The following is a 16,661-nucleotide window of genomic DNA, read 5'->3' as shown; positions in this document are numbered from 1 at the left end:
CCCCAATTCCGCGGGTGGGTCCGGAAGCACGCGGCCGGGGACAGCCCTGGCGTCGGCTCGGACCTGGACAAAACCGGCGCGGAGTATGCCCAAGCGGCGGGGGTTTCGCCATGGCTTTGCGGCACCGCCGCGAAGATCGCCCTGGTTGCGGGCCGGATCGGCAACGTACCTGTGGATCAGGCCGCGAATTCCAGGGTGATCTGGCTGCCCTGGCCGGGGCGGCTGTCGATGCGGAGGCTGCCGCCATGCGCCTCGATCAGCGACTTGACGATGGGCAGGCCGAGACCGGTGCCGCGGCCGGGATGGGTGGTGAGGGCGGAGGTCTGGCCGAAGGGGATGGAGGCCTGGCGCAGTTCCTCCGCCGTCATGCCGATGCCGTTGTCGGTGACGCGGACGATGCAGCGGCCATGGACCCCGCGCCCGATGCTGACCAGCACGCGCCCGTTCTCCGGGGTGAATTTCAGGGCGTTGCCCAGCAGGTTCAGCAGCATCTGCTTCAGGGCCCGCTCGTCCGCACGCACCGGGGTCGGGGTCGGCGGGCGGTTGATCTCCAGCCGGATCGACTTCTGCTCCGCCTGGGGGGTGACGATGCGGATGGCCCATTCGGCGGCTGCGACGGGGTCGACATCCTCCATCAGCAGGGCGAATTTGCCGGCCTGGAGCCGCGACAGATCGAGGATGTCGTCGATCAGCGTCAGCAGATGCTGGCCGGAAGCGTGGATGTCGCCGGCATAGTCGGCATAGCGGTCGCCGGCGTCCGGCCCGAACATCCGGTCCTTGATGATCTCGGAAAAGCCGATGATGGCGTTCAGCGGCGTCCGCAGTTCGTGGCTGACGCGGGCCAGGAAATCGCGGTTGACCGCCAGCGCCGCCGCCAGCCGTTCGGCGTTGCGGTGCTGGACCAGCAGCAGGGCGGCGACCAGCAGGACCGAGACGCTGAGCAGGACGGCGATGATCCGCATCTGCCTGCGGAAGCCGGCGACCGCGGCCTCGAGGTCGGTCACGGCGATGCCGACGCTGAGGATCAGCGGATAGCCTTCCACCGGCCGGTAGGCGTAGGCGCGCCGGAAGCCGTCGGCGATGCTGTCCTGCCAGTAGATACCGGTCGGCGACCGCCGCGCCGCCTCCCACAGGGCCGAGCCGGAAATGGACAGCCCGATGGCGTCGTGCCCGTCCTTGGAGCCGCGGGCGCGGATGATCCGGTCCAGCCCGACCAGGGTCACCACCCCGTTCCGGCCGACATCGGCCTGCCGGTAGAAGCCCGAGAGAAAGCTGGGATCGACGTTGGCAACCACCACCCCGGCGAAGCCGCCGGCCGCATCGTTCAACCGGCGGGACAGGCGCAGCAGCGGCCGGCCGGCCGCCGATCCGGCGGAGGGCGGACCGACCGTCATCCGGTCCCGACCCTCCATCCGGTGATAGGCGAACAGGGCCTCGTCCTCCAGCTTTTCGGGGGGACCGCTTCCCTGGCTGCGGAAGAGTTGGGCGCCGTCGGGGCCGAAGACCGAGACGTAATGGATCAGGGCGGTGTCATAGAGCCCGTCGTCGATGATGCGGCGGGCACGGGCCAGCCCGCCATCGGCATAACGCTCGGCGAAGGAGCGGAGCGTGGTGTCGACATCGTGCAGGGTGCGGCTGGTGCTGCTTTCATAGGCGCGCGCCGTCGCCTCGGCATTCGCCAGCGCATCCCGCGTCTGGGTTTCCAGCATCGAGGCGGCCATCACGACGTAGCCGACCCACACTCCGGCAATGGCCAGGGCAGCCGCCGTCAGGACGCCAATCCGGAAAGATGGGGCCCGGAAGGACGGCGTCCTGAGAGAGGGGAACCGAAAGGTCGGGAGTCGTGGCATGACCTGCGCTCCGCCGTTCCACCGGCCCCCGCACCGGCCCGCGCCTTCGGCGGAGATCGGTGGGGGTGGAGCCGATCATCGCGCCGATCGGTTAAGACTTGTCAAATATCCGAACAGTTGGCCTATGAAATATTGATATGTACGAAGTTCTATCGAGACACGAAACGATTCCGCAGCCGCTCGATGGCGGTGTCGAGCACTTCGTCCTTCTTGGAGAAGCAGAAGCGCACGACATTGGTCGGCGCATTCTCCACGAAAAAGGCGCTGACGGGGATGGCCGCGACCTTCGCCTCGGCCACCAGCCAGCGGCAGAAGGCCTGATCGTCGCCGTCGAATCCGAAGCGGGAAATGTCGGCGGCGACGAAATAGGTGCCGGCGCTGGGCAGCACGTCGAAGCCGACCGCGGCGAGGCCGGCCGACAGCCGATCACGCTTGGCCTGCAGCCCGGCGGCGAGCCCGGTGAAATAGCCCTCCTCCTTGCCAAGCCCAAAGGCGACGGCGGCCTGCAGGTTCGGCGGGGTGGTGAAGGTCAGGAACTGGTGGGCCTTCGCCACCGGCTGCAGCAGATGCGGGGCGGCGGTGACATAGCCGACCTTCCAGCCGGTCAGCGAGAAGGTCTTGCCGGCCGAGCCGATCTTCAGGCAGCGGTCGCGCATGCCCGGCAGGGTCATCAGCGGGATGTGGCGGCGGCCGTCGAAGACGATGTGTTCGTACACCTCGTCGCAAACGGCCAGCGCGTCGTGGCGCTGAACGAACTCGGCGATCAACTCCAGCTCCGCCCGGTCGAACACCTTGGCGGCAGGGTTCAGCGGGTCGTTGATCAGCACCAGCTTGGTGCGGGGGGAGAAGGCGGCCTCCAGGTCGGCGCGGCTGAAGCTCCAGTCCGGCGCCTTCAGCGAGACGAAGCGCGGAACGCCGCCGGCCAACCGGACGATCGGCAGGTAGCTGTCGTACATCGGCTGGAACAGCACCACCTCGTCGCCCGGATTGATCAGGCCGAGCAGGCAGGCGGTCAGCGCCTCGGTCGCACCGGAGGTGACCATCGTCTCGGTCTTCCAGTCGACGTCGAGCCCGTAGAAGCGGCCGGCATGGGCGGCCAGAGCCTGACGCAGCTCGGGGGTGCCCATCATCGACGGATACTGGTTCCACCCGTTGAGGATCGCGTCGGCCGCGGTCTGCAGCACGTCGGCCGGCCCGCGGTCGTCGGGGAACCCCTGGCCCAGGTTGATCGCGCCATGCTCCTCCGACAGGCGGGACATGACCTCGAAAATGGTGGTGCCATAGCTGGACAGGAGCGCGTTGCCCGACTTCACCGGAATACCTCCTCATGCGAACGGACGCACAAGATGGCTGCTGCGGGGCGACGCTGTCCAGTGCCCGCTTCCGCAAGGCAGACCGCGGGCGCGCGGCAGGGCGACCGGTGAGAGACCAACGAATCTTGCTGAGCCGTATGAAGCGACCGAGACGGCCATGGTATGGACGTTGCATACTCAGGTACGTTTTTTGTCCCAAGGAGTGAAGGTCCGATGTCATTGTTCTCCCGCTGCCGCGGCGCCGCCTTGTCGGCTCTGCTCCTGTTCGGGCTGACTGGTTCCCTGCAGGCCGCGGAGCCGATCAAGGTCAAGGTGTTCGTCGGCTCGATGTTCGAGATCGGCAAGAACACCGGGGACCGCGCCGGCGAGTTCCAACACTGGTACGAACGCTACTGGCAAACGGCCGAGCCCATCACGGTGAAGGGCGCGCTGAATCCGGTCTACTGCAACGCCGACGGCGTATGCGGGTCGGTGCTGGGCATGGGCAAGGTCAGTTCCTCCGCCTCGATGCAGGCGATCCTGCTGAATCCGCAGCTCGACCTGTCGCAAGCCTATTTTCTGGTCACCGGCGTGGCCGGCACCCCGCCGTCACGCGGCACCATCGGCGAAGTGAACTGGGCGACCTGGGTGGTCGACTATGATCTGGGCCACCGCTGGGCACCGGAGGAAGGCAAGCCGGGCGAGCCGACCTTCATGCCGCGCAAGGGCTATGAGGCGGTGCGGCTGTTCCCGATGAACCCGGCGCTGGTGTCTTGGGCCATGCGCCTGACCGCCGACACGCCGCTGAAGGACAGCGACTCCGCCCGTGCCTACCGCAAGCGCTATCCGCAGGAAACCGCGCAGCGTGCTCCTTTTGTAGGCACCGGCACGCACATGACCGGCGATACTTTCTTCCACGGTCCCGGCATGTCGGCCCAGGCGCAGTACATCGCCAAGCTCTACGGTGCGGACGACTATGTCATCACCGAGATGGAGGCGGCGGCAATCACGCTGGTCATCAAGCGGCTGCAGGGCTCCGACCGGGTGATGAGCCTGCGCGGCGCCGTCAATTTCGACCAGGGCAACCCGAACGAGACCACGCTCCAGCATCTGGACCCGAAACCCGGCGAGACTGCCGGCGGCTTCGCCGAAACGGTCGAGAATGTGGAACTCGTCGGGTCACGCATGGTCGACCACATCGTCGGCCACTGGGACCAGTGGAAGGACGGCGTTCCGGCCCTGCCGGCTCCGTAACAAGGGGCAGCGCAAGCATCGTCCGGCAGTCCGCCCGCCCGACAGGCGCGGGCGGATCAGCCGCCGTGCAATCAGCCGCCGTGCATCTTGCGCAGGCGGCGGGCACGCAGCTTGTGGCGGATGCGCTCGACCGGGCTGAACATGCGGGGATAGCGGCGCTTGGACCGCACGAACAGGCGGCGGGCGTCGGCGGAGTTGCGCAGCACCAGCACGCCGCCCAGCAGCATCACCGGCAGCCCGCCCGGACCGGGCAAGGGGGCGAGCAGAACGCCGAGCAGGATGATGGTGCATCCGGCGCCGATCAGGGCCAGCTGACGCACACGCGCGAAAGACAGCGTCTGGGCGGTATCGGGAGGACTCATCTGCGGTTCGCCAGGCTCCATGCTTTGCGTACGCCTGCATATGGGTCGGGAGGGGCGGGTCGAAAAGGGGGGCCACTCCTTTGCGGAAACCGGCTCCCTTTCCCGGGGCCGGTATGGGCGACCCTCAATGCAGCGTGCGCGCCGGTTCCGGCGGCGCACTTCGCAGGCGGGCGGGGTCGAGGCGGCTGAGGGCGGCGTCGCGTTCCGCCGGTTTCGGCTCCCAGCCGAATTCGCGGATCAGCTGGTCACGGGCGGCGACGGCGCGGCGGGACAGCTGGGCGCAATTGTCCTGAGGAACGTCCTGGCGCGGCGGGCGGCAGCGGCGGTCGGCGCAGCTTTCCAGCATCAGGCGGATCATCCGCTCGCGCTTGGCGGCGTCGACATAGCCCATCTGGTCGAAATAGAGCTTGGTGAAGGCCAGTTCGGTGACGCGGGCGTGGGTCTTGCGGTCGCCGACGATCACCGCCGCCACCATCTCCACGCAGCGGCCGGCGAAATGCGGCAGCGGCGCCGTGCCGTCATCGGCCCGGTCAAGCAGGCTGCTCGGCAGATCGACCAGCCGGCCGGTCACGTCCTTTACCAGATAGCGGCGCCAAACCGACATCTCCGCCTCCTGTCAGGCTCTAGCCCTGGGGAGAAGCCTACACCAGACGGAGGGAAGACGGAACTGCCCGTAGGTTACACAATGTCGTGATCGGACCTGATTTTCAGCGCGGCACCAGCGGCCAGAACAGGGCGATGGCGGCGGTGCCGATCACCACCACCATGATCGACAGCGGCAGGCCGAGCCGCCAATAGTCGCCGAAACGATAGCCGCCCGGCCCCATCACCAGCGTGTTGCACTGGTGCCCGATGGGGGTGAGGAAGTCGCAGCCCGCCCCGATCGCCACCGCCATCAGGAAGGCGTCGGGCCTGAGCCCCAGATGGGTGGCGAGGCTGGCGCCGATCGGCGCCATCACCAACACGGTGGCGGCATTGTTCAGGAAGGGCGTCACCGCCATCGCCGCCACCATCATCATGGCGAGCGAGCCGATGGGCGGCAGCCCCTGCGACGCGTCCGACAGGAAGCCGGCGATCAGCTCGGTCCCGCCGGTGGTGCGCAAGGTCTCGCTGACCGGGATCAGCGATCCCAGCAGGACCAGGATCGGCCATTCGATGGCCTCATACGCCTCGCGCAGGCTGACCACCTTCAGCGCGGTCATCGCCACCGCCGCCCCGAAGAAGCCGATGGCGACGGGCACCAGCCCGCTGGCGACCAGGATGATGGTCAGGCCCAGCACCGCCACCGCCGCCGCCCGTTTCGGCGTGCGGCCGATGGCGAGGTTGCGTTCGGCCAGCGGCAGGCAGCCCAGCTCGGCCAGCGTGTCGGCCACGGCGGCCTGACGGCATTGCAGCACCACCAGATCGCCCGACTGCAGGCGGACACGGCGCAGGCGCTGGCGGATCGGACGGCCGCGCCGGCTGATCGCCAGCAGGTTGGCGCCGAAGCGCTCGCGCAGGTTCACCTCCTCGATGCTGTGGCCGATCATGGCGGAGCGTTGCTCCACCACCGCCTCGACCACGGCGATGTCGTCCTCGTGCTCGACCCCCTCCTGGTCCTTGTCGTGCATCATGCGCAGGCCGGCGCGCTTGACCAGTTCGGCCAGCGCCGTGGTGTCGCCCTCCAGCACCAGGATGTCGCCGGCGAACAGCACCCAATGGGCGGACGGCACGTAGCGGCGGTAGTTCTCGCGCACGATGGCGGCGATGGTCACCTCGCCTTCGCCGAAATGCTCCAGCTCCGCCACGGTGCGGCCGACGAACTGCGACCCGGGGGGCAGCCGCGCCTCCGCCGTGTAATCGTCGATGTTGAAGGCCGGCCCCGCCCCCGCCGCCCTGCCCTTCGGCAGAAGCCGGTAGCCGATCGACAGGAAGGCGACGCCGAACACCGCGATCACCAGCCCGACCGGCGTGAAATCGAACATGTGGAAGGGCTGGCCCGTCATCTCCGCCCGGACGCGCGAGACGATGATGTTGGGCGAGGTGCCGACCAGCGTCATCAGGCCGCCCAGCAGCGAGCCGAAGGCCATCGGCATCAGCAGCATCGACACCGGCGTGCCGGTGCGCCGCGCCACCTGCAGCGCGATGGGCATGAAGATGGCCAGCGCGCCGATGTTCTTGACGATGGCCGACAGCATGGTCACCGCGCCGGCCAGCACCGCCACCTGGGTCCAGACGCTGGTCATGCGCGTGGTCAGCGGGCGCATCGCCGCCTCCACCACGCCCGACCGGCCGACGGCGGCGCTGACCACCAGGGCGGAGCCGACGATGACGACGATGTCGTCGGAGAAGCCCTGGAAGGCCTCCTTTGCCGGCACGATGCCCGCCGCGACCGAAGCCAGCAGCGCCAGCATGCCGACGAGGTCGTAGCGCAGACGGTCCCAGATCAGCAGCGCGATCACCGCGCCGATGATTCCGAAAGATAACATCTGGTCGATGGTCATTGGCAGGGACAGCGTCCTTCCAGGCCTACACGATGGCCGGATCGGACAGGATGGATGCGGATCGGCGTCCGGTCAGCGCGCCGATCCCGACGCCTTCCCTTCCCCGCGGCCATTGCCCGACTTGCCGGAAGCCTGCCCCCCCTTTTCGGGAGAGCGGGCATCCCGCACCAGCCGGCCACACTGTGGCTGCTCATCACTGCCTGGGTCAAGGAAGGGAAGCACGCTGGCCAGCGGCGTCAGCAGCACGCCCAGCGCCACCGCCGCCGCACCACGCGCTGCCGACTCGGTGGGATCGACGCCGATGTCGGGGTTGCCCAGCGTCCCGCCGACCAGCACCGGCACATGGGTGGCGAAGACCTGCGGCGATTTGGCGTCGCCGACGATGCGCAGGTCCAGCGCCTCGTTGCGCAGGCTGATCCGCCCCTTGCCGGTGACCAGCGTTTCCGGCGTGTCGAGCACGAGCGCCTGGACCTGGGCAATCCCGTTCTCCACCGACATGTTGCCGACCAGGCAGTTGAAGGGCATCGGCTTCGACCCGGAAATGGCGACGCCCAGCGTTTCCAGGATGTTGGTCTTCAGCCCCTTGACCGCGAGGCTGGTGATCCGGCCGCCGTCCACCGCGACGCCGATCTTGCCGTCGGAGGTCGCCAGCAGGTCGGCCACCGTCTTGCCGGTGCCGGCAAGCTGGACGCGGCCGGCCACCGTGCCGCCGATCTGCCCGGCCAGCGCGGTCTCGCTGAAGAAGGTCGACAGCTTCATGGCGCGGATGTCCAGGTTGGTGCGCATCGCCGGCACCTTGCGGCGGCTGTCCACCTGCACCGCGCCGGCAATCCGCCCGCCGCCGATTCCCAGCGACAGCGGGTCGAAATGCAGATCGCCGTCGTTCAGCCGGACCCTCATGTCGAGATCGTCGAGCGGCGCGAAGGGCGCCTCCACCCGCTTGCCGCGCAGGCGGACGTCCATGTCGGTGTTGCGCAGCTTTTCCACCGGGATGGGCGTGGCCGGGATTACCTTGTCCTTGCCGCGGGTCGGATAATCGTCGCTGCCGCGCGGGGAGGCGCCGACCAGGCCGGCAAGATCCTGCGCCGCCAGCCGTTTGGAGGTGAGGTCGGCCTTCACCAGCGGCCGTTCGCCGCCGGTCTTGACCGACAGGTCGCCGGACAGATCGCTTTCGCCGACCTTGCCCGTCATGTCGCGGAAGGCCCAGAGGTCGCCCTCGCGCGACAGATGGCCGTCGATGGAATAGGGCCGGGTCTTCGGCGTCGGAATGCCGACGATGGGGAAGATCTCCGCCATGTCGGGACCGCTGAGCGCCACCGACAGATCGACGCCCTGCATCTTCACCGGTTCGGCGATGGAGCCTTCGATGTGGCCCTTGGTCTTGCCGACCGCGGCATCGATCTTCAGCGGATAGGGCTTCGGGTCGTCGCGCAGGTACAGCAACGAGCCGCCGGCCGCCGCCAGGGTGAAGGGCTTGCCGGCGAAGCTGCCCTTGCCCTTCAACTCCACCGTGTCGTCGTCGTTGCCGCCGGTCGCGGTGTTGATGGTGTTGTCGATGTCGATGTCGCTGGTGGGGTCGCGATAGCGGATGGTGCCGTCGGCGATCACCAGCCGCTCGATCACCGGGATGTCGCCCCGGTTGTCGGGTGTCGCGGCCTGCTTCGCCACCTCCTTCTCCGCGTTGGGCGGGCCGAAGTTCCAGTTGGCCTCGCCCTTCTCGTTCTTCTCCAGGATCAGCTTCGGTCCCTGGAATTTCAGTTCCGGCAGTTCCCAGTTGCCGCGCAGCAGCGGCCAGGGGCGCAGCGTGGCGTCGAGAACCTTGATCTCCGCCATCGTCTTGTCCTGCGCCCAGTCGGCATTGGCGACGCGCAGCCCTTCGAGATGGATGCGGATCGGGTTGCCGAGATGGACGCGCAGGTCGCCGTCGATGGCGACCTCGCGATTCAGCGCGGATGATGCATGGCGGGCGACGAAGCCGCGGGCATCGTTCCAGTCGAACAGCAGCAGCACCGCGCCGACCGCGACGACGACGAGACCGACGAGGCCGAGCAGCCCGTAGCCGATCCATTTGAACACCGATCCTGCCCCCGCTGCCCCCGCATCCGCCGCCATGCCGCCGTCCCTCCGCGCACCGTCCTTCTTCGACAACGGACGAGCGGACGGAACAGCGAAGGCCACAGGCGGGGGGTACCGCGAGAGATCCGGGCACACTGTCCAAAGGTGATATATTTCCGTTGGTGCTTATATTGGATTTAACGCAAAATTCAGTATCGCGGCGCCGTAATCACCCGATCATCCGGTTTCACCATTTCCAGCAGCCACGGCCGCAGACACGATGCGTTCCCTTACCAATTTCGCCCCGTCCACCTTCGAGGAACGCGGTGCCGCGGTGGCCTTCACCACGCCGGTGCTGGCCCAGACCCGTGTGCGCAAGGACAGCCGCGACCAGCTGGAAGTGCTGGTGCCCAACCTGTCGGAGGGGCGCGGCGTCTATGTGGTGCCGTGGAAGTCGCTGCCGCTGGCTTTCCCGATGACGGTGCACGACCGGATGCTGCACGAGCTGATCGCCAAGGCCGAGGGCTGTTCGCCCGACGACATCCGCAAGGCGGTGCTGGAGGCGGCGCGCTGCGGGCTGGCCGGCGGCGGTGCGGTGGCGGCGGCCGAAGCGGCGCTGAACGATGACGAGGAGCAGCGGCTTCTCATCAACTACCAGCTGATCGTCGAGGCGCTGAAGGCGGTCGGGCTGGAATCGACGGAGATCCTGCGGGTCGGCCTGACCTCCACCGAGGGGCAGAAGCTGACGCGCGACCTGATGATGAAGGCGGCGCAGCGTCTGGCGCTGGAGCCGACCGAGCTGTATGGCCGCATCGCCGAGCTGGCGGTGCTGATGGAGTCGATCGGGCTGGCAAGCTCGCCCAAGCCGGCCCGGCTGCGGCGGCTGATGCGCGACCTGCAGGGCTTCCGCGACAGCATGACCGACTGGGCGACCGACAATGTCTCGGAAGCGGCCCCCATCGGCGGATTCTGCGCGGAGGTGGCGGAGCATACGGTCAACCATGCCCGCAACGTCATCGGCCAGCTCGATCAGGCGATGGCGTCGTTCGAGACCCTGCTGCGCCAGTGGGAGACCAAGCGGGCGCTGATCCGCAAGGCGTCGAGCCGGCTGTCCTGGCTGCTCGACGGCTGGGAATACCTGATCCTGCTGTGGACCGACGCGCAGACACAGGACCGCCACAGCCAGGACATGGCCGTCCACGACATCTTCCGCGTCATCCCCCTGCTGCCGAAGGACGAGGGCCGCGCCGACCAGTCGATGATGGCGGACAAGCTGATCACCAGCCACAAGCGCTCCGTGCGCGCCTATGTCGACTGGCGCAGCGGCCAGCTGGACGTCGATCTGGTCATGCGGATCGAGACGATCAAAGGGAAGGCGGCCTGACCATGGAGATGAGGGATCTGGTCGCGCTGGGCGACAAGCTGATGGACATCGACGAGGCCAAGTTCCGCCAGGTCGTCGGCCTGCTGGAACAGATGAACGACCATCCCGACATCCAGCGCACCATCGCCGTCATCCGCCCGCGGCTGGTCGAGCTGCGGCTGAGCCGCCGGCCGACCCTGAAGCGCCTGTTCTGCGACCCGTTCGAGGATCTGTTCGAAGCGCTGGGCAAGGCCGACCCGGTGCCGCTGAGCGTGATCGAGCGGTCGCTGATGAACGGCCTGTGGCCACTGGTCGAGGCGGAGATCGGCAAGGACCGGCTGCGCGCCTACCGCCCCGCCCTGGAGGAGGGGGCGGAGCACAAGGCGCTGCGCGAAACGTTCTGGACGGAATGCGCGGCGGCGGTGGCGAAGATCGCCGAAGGGGCGGTGGCCGGGCATTTCAGCGAGCCGCTGGACCTGCGGATGAACCCCAACCGGACGCGAGCGCTGGCCGACATCGCCGTCATCCTGTCCATCGCGTCCGAGGTGGCGGAGCTGAAGGCGGCGCTGTCGCCCAAGCCTGTGCCGAAGCTGCACGCCGACCATATCGAGGCGATCCAGGCCATCGGCCGGCGGCTGTCCCGCGTCCGGCCGGATGCGCTGAAGATCTTCGTGCTGCTGGCCGCGTCGCGGCTGACCAACCCGTCGGTGCTGTTGAGCGGCCTGTGGGACATGGATCTGGGGCAGAAATCGGCCGACCGCGCCGCACTGTTCATGTCGCTGAGCGGCACGGTCGTCGCCCAGATCGAGGACCGCTCGCGGGCGGGGCAGAGCGCCGGGAATGCGGATCGCATGGCGGTGGCCGATCTGGCGCTCGACCTCGTCGCCACCCTGGACGCCACCCGCGCGGCGATGGAGCAGAGCCGCAACAAGGAGTTCGACCAGCGGCTGAAACAGGTCCGCAGTTCCGTCCACTCAATGGTGAAGACCCAGGTGCTGCAGGATGCCGACGCCGGCATCGTCTCGGCCATCGGCGCGCTGGACGGCGGCGGTGACGTCCGCGAGGGACGGGCCCAGCTTGCCCAGGCGGAGAACCACGCGCGGGCGCTGCGCAAATGCGCGACCATCGCCGATTCGCTGGGGCTGCGCGGCGAGTTGCGCGAGATGACGCAGAAGACCACCGCCTCGCTGACCGAACGGGCGCAGAAGGAACTGGCCGGCCCCGCCGGCAACGCCCGCACCGGCTATACCGCAATCCGCATGATCGAGCTGATTGCCGGGCCGGCGGAAGCGAATAAGATCATGGACGGGATCATGAACGGCGGCCGGCGGTGAGTGTGCCGGCGCCTTTCGGCTTAGGGGAAGCGGTGATGGGATCGGGATACACCGGGTGGGAACTGCCGGCCGACGAACGCGGCCGCCTGCTGGCCCAGGTCCCGCCGCGCTATGAACGGCTGGTCGCCGACCATGTCACGCTGCAGTTCGGCGCCGGCCCGCAGGACCCGCTGCCCACCGCCACGCTGGCCGAGGTGATCGGCTGCGCCGACGACGGCGAGGGGGTGCAGGCGCTGGTCGTCGCCATCGACGGCACCAGCGACCGGCCGGACGGCTCCACCTACCACATCACATGGTCGCTGGCGGACGGGCGGCGGCCGGTGGAGGCCAACGACGTCATCGGCGACTATGGCTGGCGCCCGCTGGATCCGCTGACGGTCAGGCTGGTGCCGCGCTTCTTCGGGGAGTGAGGGGCCGCCTTACGGCACCTCCGTCACCCCTTCGGCCACCACGCCGCGCTTCAGGCGCTGTTCGCGATAGACGATGAACAGGCCGCTGCCGATGATCAGCGCCGCCCCCACCCCCATGCGGGCGGTCGGCGCGGTGCCCCAGACGGCGAGGTCGAGCACCACCGCCCACAGGATCGACACATACTGGAACGGCACCACCACCGCGGCCGGGCTGAGCTGCAGCGAGCGGTTCATCATCGCGTGGCCGGCCAGCGCCGAGACGCCCAGCAGCCCCAGCAGGAAGAAGCCGAGCCAGCCCGGCGCCTGCCACGACCAGGGCAGCGCCGCACCGCCGATCAGGATGCCGCCGACCATCTGGTTGCCGACCAGCGTCAGGCTGGAGGAGGAGCGCAGGACGCGGGTGGAGATCACCCCGCTGGAGAAGATGAAGGCGCCGACCAGCGCCACCAGCGACGGCAGCAGGTCGAAGCGGCCGGTCGGGTTCAGCACGATGACGACGCCGACGAAACCGACAAGAACCGCCACCCAGCGGCGCCAGCCGACGCTTTCCCGCAGGACCAGCACCGACAGGGCGGTGACGATCAGCGGCGCCGACATGTAGATGGTCATCACGTCGGCCAAGGGCAGATAGCCGACCGCCCAGTAGAAACAGGCGACATCCACCGTCATCAGGACGACGCGCAGGATGTGCAGCGGCAGCCGGTCGACGGCGAAGACCGCGGCGAAGCCGTCGCGCCAGATCATCGGCGCCAGAACCGCCAGACCGAACAGGCTGCGCACCGCGATGAGCATGGCGACCGGATGGTCGGCCACCAGCCATTTGCCGAGCGCGTCGTTCAGCGTGAACAGCGTCATGCCGCCCAGCATCATCAGGATGCCGAGGCGGGTGTCGGTCGCGGGGGCCGCGGTCATGGAAGGGATCCGGGGTTGGTTTGAGGGCGTGATCCGCAGGAGCAGGCCGGAGACCTGGGCGGGCAGCGATTTTGCTGGATTGGCGGACGAACGCAACCCCCGCCCGGCGGGCAGGAGCGATGCGAAAATTCCATCCGCTTCGGGGGCCGGTCCGTCAGCGGAAGGGCTCGGCCAGAACGGGCAGCCGGTTCGTCGCCTTCATCTCCCGCAGGGACAGGTTGGACCGGATGCTGGCGACGCCCGGAAGCTTTCGCAGCACCGTGTCGACGAATTTGCTGTAATCGTCGAGATCGCGGGCGACGACGATCAGCAGAAAATCCGCCTCGCCGGTGGTGTTGTGGCAACCCAGCACATAGGGGCAGGCCTGGATGACCGCCTCGAACGCCGCGGTCACCTCCTCGCCATGCTGCGTGCAGACGATCTGCACGAAGGCCATCACGCCGAAGCCCAGCTTCCGGCGGTCGAGCACCGCCTGATAGCCCTTGATGACCCCGCTGTCCTCCAGACGTTTCTGACGGCGCCAGCAGGATGCCTCGCTCAGCGCCAGCTGCTCGGCAAGCTTGGCGTTGGACAGCCGGCCATCCTGCTGCAGCCGGTCCGCGATCATGGCATCCATTTTATCGAGCGCTTCCATACCGGCAGATTCCTTCAAGATGGCGGGGGCTTTCGAAAGACCCTTTCATATCTCCGGAATACTCCATCTTCAATTGAAAGGCAATTTCAGCGGCTTCGCCGTAGAATGCCGGAAAAATCCAGCAGGAGAATCCCGATGAAAGCGGTGGTCTACGAGGCGTTTTCCGCACCGCCCCAAATCATGACCGTGCCCGATCCGACGCCGGAGCCGCATGGCGTCGTCGTCAAGGTGATGGCGACCGGGGTTTGCCGCAGCGACTGGCATGGCTGGGTCGGCCATGACACCGACATCCGGCTTCCCCATGTGCCCGGCCATGAGCTGGCCGGCATCGTCGAGGCGGTCGGCAAGGATGTGATGAAATGGAAGGTCGGCGACCGGGTGACGGTCCCGTTCGTCGGCGGCTGCGGCGCCTGTCCCGAATGCCATTCCGGCAATCATCAGGTCTGCGACCGGCAGTTCCAGCCCGGCTTCACCCATTGGGGGTCATTCGCGCAATATGTCGGCCTGCATCAGGCGGACATCAATCTGGTGCGGTTGCCGGAGACGATGGACTTCACCACGGCCGCCAGCCTCGGCTGCCGCTTCGTGACCTCGTTCCGCGCCGTCGTCGACCAGGGCAAGACCTCCGCCGGCCAGTGGGTGGCGGTTCACGGCTGCGGCGGCGTCGGCCTATCGGCGATTATGATCGCCAACGCGGTGGGCGCCAATGTCGTCGCAATCGACATTTCGGAGGACAAGCTCGACATGGCCCGCGCACTCGGCGCGGTCGCCACGGTGAACGCGTCGGAGATCGGTGAGGTCGCCGAAGCGGTCATCGAGATCACGCGCGGCGGCGCCCATGTCTCGCTCGACGCGCTGGGACACCCCACCACCTGCTTCAACTCGATCAGCAACCTGCGCAAGCGGGGCAAGCATGTGCAGGTCGGCTTGATGCTGGCCGAGAACAGCACGCCCTCCATCCCGATGAGCCGCGTCATTGCCCAGGAGTTGGAAATCCTTGGCAGCCACGGCATGCAGGCTTACCGCTACGAAGCGATGCTGGAAATGATGCGCTCCGGCAAGCTGGCGCCGGAGAAGCTGGTCGGCCGTACGATCACGCTGGAGCAGTCGATCGACGCGCTGATGAACATGGACAGGTTCGAGGGCACCGGGGTGACGGTGGTGACGGAGTTCTGAGGTCAGTGCTTAATTATGGAGCCGGAAAGTCGGCGCTTTCCGGCTCCCCAGTCCTGTGGTCCGAGTTCGCAAGTTTTTATGAGCTTCGCTGAGAGACGCTTCAATATTGAACCGCTTCGCATCAGTTCTCATCACGAGCGTCAATCGACCGTCATTCCCGCGAAGGCGGGAATCCAGCCGTTTCAGCCGCTTCATTGCGGAGTTTCCTGGTTCCCCGCCTTCGCGGGGATGACGGTCGAGTGAAGTCCCTAAAACCTTACAGGCGGTCAGATCACGCCCTTCTCGCGCAAGGACGCGATGTCGGCCTCGCTCAGGCCGAGGGACTCCGCCAGCACCGTGTCGGTGTGCTGGCCCAGCGTCGGCGGGGCGGTGTCGTGCACCAGCGGGGTGCCGCTGTAGCGGATCGGGCTCGCCACCGTCGGCACGCTGCCCTGGGTCGGGTGCGGCAGATCCTGGTGGATGTTGCGGGCCTTCACCTGCGGGTCCTCGAACACCGCGGTCAGGTCGTTGATCGGGCCGCAGGGCACGCCGACCTGCTCCAGCGCGCTCAGCCAGTCGTGGCTGTCGCGGGTGCGGATCAGTTCCTCCAGCAGGGCCACCAGCTCCTTGCGGTTGGCGACGCGGGCCGGGTTGGTGGCGTAACGCTCATCCTTCGCCAGATCGGGACGGCCGGCGACCGTGCAGAACTTGGCGAACTGGCCGTCGTTGCCGACCGCCAGGATGATGTAGCCGTCGCGGGTGGCGAAGGCCTGATAGGGCACGATGTTGGGGTGGGCGTTGCCGAGCCGCTGCGGCGCCTTGCCGCCGACCAGACAGTTCATCGCCTGATTCGCCAACACCGCCACCTGCACGTCGAGCAGGGCGAGGTCGACCTGCTGCCCTTCGCCGGTGCGGTCGCGATGGGCGAGAGCGCCCATGATGCCGATGGTGGCGTAGAGGCCGGTGAAGATGTCGGTCACCGCGACGCCGACCTTGACCGGGCCGCCGCCCGGCTCGCCATCCGGCTGGCCGGTGATGCTCATCAGCCCGCCCATGCCCTGGATCATGAAGTCGTAGCCGGCGCGGTTGCGGTACGGCCCGGTCTGGCCGAAGCCGGTGATCGAGCAGTAGACCAGCCGCGGGTTCACCGCCTTCAGGCTGTCATAGTCGAGGCCGTATTTGACCAGCCCGCCGACCTTGAAATTCTCGATGACAACGTCGGCCTGGGCGGCGAGCTTGCGGACAAGCTCCTGGCCCTCCGGCCGTTCGAAGTCGATGGTGATGGAGCGCTTGCCCCGGTTGGTCGACAGGAAATAGGCCGACTGGTCGCCGGCCCAGGGCGGACCCCAGGCACGGGTGTCGTCACCGGCGCCCGGCCGTTCCACCTTGATCACGTCGGCGCCGAGATCGGCCAGCGTCTGCGCCGACCACGGCCCGGCCAGCACGCGCGACAGTTCCAGCACCCGGATGTGCGACAAGGGTCCGGCCAAGGTCTTCCTCCTGTTGGTCTTTTATAGCCCTCTCCCGCCCCGGGAGAGGGAGGGCCCCGCCGAAGGC

Annotated in this window: 14 protein-coding genes; 5 read left to right on the top strand and 9 right to left on the bottom strand. The window is 67.8% G+C overall.

Going from position 1 to position 16,661, the window contains the following annotated elements; genetic code table 11:
- Positions 1-176: 176 nt before the first annotated feature.
- Both TSO5_RS12205 and TSO5_RS12200 read right to left on the bottom strand, forming a co-directional pair.
- Entirely contained in the window at positions 177-1,721 is a 1,545-nt protein-coding gene (locus TSO5_RS12205; RefSeq protein WP_247870720.1) for an ATP-binding protein, read from the bottom strand.
- A 278-nt stretch (positions 1,722-1,999) separates the two neighbouring features.
- Entirely contained in the window at positions 2,000-3,163 is a 1,164-nt protein-coding gene (locus tag TSO5_RS12200) for an aminotransferase (RefSeq protein ID WP_109151843.1), read from the bottom strand.
- A gap of 213 nt (positions 3,164-3,376) precedes the next feature.
- On the opposite strand from TSO5_RS12200, the gene TSO5_RS12195 reads away from it, so the two are divergent.
- Entirely contained in the window at positions 3,377-4,396 is a 1,020-nt protein-coding gene (locus tag TSO5_RS12195; RefSeq protein ID WP_109151842.1) for a purine nucleoside permease, read from the top strand.
- 71 nt (positions 4,397-4,467) lie between these two features.
- Here the strand turns inward: TSO5_RS12195 and TSO5_RS12190 are convergent, their stop codons facing one another.
- The 4 genes from TSO5_RS12190 to TSO5_RS12175 all read right to left on the bottom strand — a co-directional run bounded on the left by TSO5_RS12190 (position 4,468) and on the right by TSO5_RS12175 (position 9,353).
- The gene (locus TSO5_RS12190) at positions 4,468-4,758 is read right to left on the bottom strand and encodes a hypothetical protein (protein WP_109151841.1); all 291 of its coding nucleotides are present in this window, start codon (positions 4,756-4,758) and stop codon (positions 4,468-4,470) included.
- Between the two features lie 124 nt (positions 4,759-4,882).
- Complete coding sequence (locus TSO5_RS12185; protein ID WP_109151840.1) at positions 4,883-5,362, bottom strand: hypothetical protein; 480 nt, start codon at positions 5,360-5,362, stop codon at positions 4,883-4,885.
- Between the two features lie 103 nt (positions 5,363-5,465).
- Complete coding sequence (locus TSO5_RS12180; protein WP_109151839.1) at positions 5,466-7,241, bottom strand: SLC13 family permease; 1,776 nt, start codon at positions 7,239-7,241, stop codon at positions 5,466-5,468.
- Between the two features lie 72 nt (positions 7,242-7,313).
- Complete coding sequence (locus TSO5_RS12175; RefSeq protein WP_109151838.1) at positions 7,314-9,353, bottom strand: AsmA family protein; 2,040 nt, start codon at positions 9,351-9,353, stop codon at positions 7,314-7,316.
- A 223-nt stretch (positions 9,354-9,576) separates the two neighbouring features.
- Between TSO5_RS12175 and TSO5_RS12170 the strand changes: the two genes are divergently transcribed.
- From TSO5_RS12170 to TSO5_RS12160, 3 genes are read left to right on the top strand one after another with little or no spacing between them, the layout of a single operon-like run.
- The gene (locus TSO5_RS12170; protein WP_109151837.1) at positions 9,577-10,680 is read left to right on the top strand and encodes a hypothetical protein; all 1,104 of its coding nucleotides are present in this window, start codon (positions 9,577-9,579) and stop codon (positions 10,678-10,680) included.
- Positions 10,681-10,682: 2 nt separating this feature from the next.
- Positions 10,683-11,993 (top strand): hypothetical protein, encoded by a 1,311-nt coding sequence (locus tag TSO5_RS12165; RefSeq protein ID WP_109151836.1) that lies wholly within the window; start codon positions 10,683-10,685, stop codon positions 11,991-11,993.
- 35 nt (positions 11,994-12,028) lie between these two features.
- Positions 12,029-12,403: a hypothetical protein gene (locus TSO5_RS12160; RefSeq protein ID WP_109151835.1), complete on the top strand. Its 375-nt coding sequence runs from the start codon at positions 12,029-12,031 to the stop codon at positions 12,401-12,403.
- Positions 12,404-12,412: 9 nt separating this feature from the next.
- On the opposite strand, the gene TSO5_RS12155 is transcribed toward TSO5_RS12160, so the two are convergent.
- Positions 12,413-13,315, bottom strand: coding sequence for a DMT family transporter (locus TSO5_RS12155; RefSeq protein ID WP_109151834.1), 903 nt, complete (start codon positions 13,313-13,315; stop codon positions 12,413-12,415).
- Positions 13,316-13,469: 154 nt separating this feature from the next.
- Complete coding sequence (locus TSO5_RS12150) at positions 13,470-13,949, bottom strand: Lrp/AsnC family transcriptional regulator (protein WP_109151833.1); 480 nt, start codon at positions 13,947-13,949, stop codon at positions 13,470-13,472.
- 135 nt (positions 13,950-14,084) lie between these two features.
- Here TSO5_RS12150 and TSO5_RS12145 point away from each other — a divergent pair, with 135 nt between their 5' ends.
- Positions 14,085-15,125, top strand: coding sequence for a zinc-dependent alcohol dehydrogenase family protein (locus tag TSO5_RS12145; RefSeq protein ID WP_109151832.1), 1,041 nt, complete (start codon positions 14,085-14,087; stop codon positions 15,123-15,125).
- 266 nt (positions 15,126-15,391) lie between these two features.
- Here the strand turns inward: TSO5_RS12145 and TSO5_RS12140 are convergent, their stop codons facing one another.
- Positions 15,392-16,594, bottom strand: a complete 1,203-nt coding sequence (locus tag TSO5_RS12140; RefSeq protein ID WP_109151831.1) for a CaiB/BaiF CoA-transferase family protein — start codon at positions 16,592-16,594, stop codon at positions 15,392-15,394.
- Between the last annotated feature and the right edge of the window lie 67 nt (positions 16,595-16,661).

The organism is Azospirillum sp. TSO5, from assembly GCF_003116065.1.
Taxonomy (GTDB): Bacteria; Pseudomonadota; Alphaproteobacteria; order Azospirillales; family Azospirillaceae; genus Azospirillum.
Note: the sequence above shows the minus strand (reverse complement) of the source record. Positions and strands in the feature narration are given on the sequence as shown.

Coding starts and splice junctions, on each gene's coding strand:
- TSO5_RS12205 (WP_247870720.1), bottom strand. CDS start 1,721: ATGGCCGCCTCGATGCTGGAAACCCAGACGCGGGATGCGCTGGCGAAT.
- TSO5_RS12155 (WP_109151834.1), bottom strand. CDS start 13,315: ATGACCGCGGCCCCCGCGACCGACACCCGCCTCGGCATCCTGATGATG.
- TSO5_RS12145 (WP_109151832.1), top strand. CDS start 14,085: ATGAAAGCGGTGGTCTACGAGGCGTTTTCCGCACCGCCCCAAATCATG.
- TSO5_RS12165 (WP_109151836.1), top strand. CDS start 10,683: ATGGAGATGAGGGATCTGGTCGCGCTGGGCGACAAGCTGATGGACATC.
- TSO5_RS12185 (WP_109151840.1), bottom strand. CDS start 5,362: ATGTCGGTTTGGCGCCGCTATCTGGTAAAGGACGTGACCGGCCGGCTG.
- TSO5_RS12150 (WP_109151833.1), bottom strand. CDS start 13,949: ATGGAAGCGCTCGATAAAATGGATGCCATGATCGCGGACCGGCTGCAG.
- TSO5_RS12190 (WP_109151841.1), bottom strand. CDS start 4,758: ATGAGTCCTCCCGATACCGCCCAGACGCTGTCTTTCGCGCGTGTGCGT.
- TSO5_RS12180 (WP_109151839.1), bottom strand. CDS start 7,241: ATGACCATCGACCAGATGTTATCTTTCGGAATCATCGGCGCGGTGATC.
- TSO5_RS12170 (WP_109151837.1), top strand. CDS start 9,577: ATGCGTTCCCTTACCAATTTCGCCCCGTCCACCTTCGAGGAACGCGGT.
- TSO5_RS12160 (WP_109151835.1), top strand. CDS start 12,029: ATGGGATCGGGATACACCGGGTGGGAACTGCCGGCCGACGAACGCGGC.
- TSO5_RS12195 (WP_109151842.1), top strand. CDS start 3,377: ATGTCATTGTTCTCCCGCTGCCGCGGCGCCGCCTTGTCGGCTCTGCTC.
- TSO5_RS12175 (WP_109151838.1), bottom strand. CDS start 9,353: ATGGCGGCGGATGCGGGGGCAGCGGGGGCAGGATCGGTGTTCAAATGG.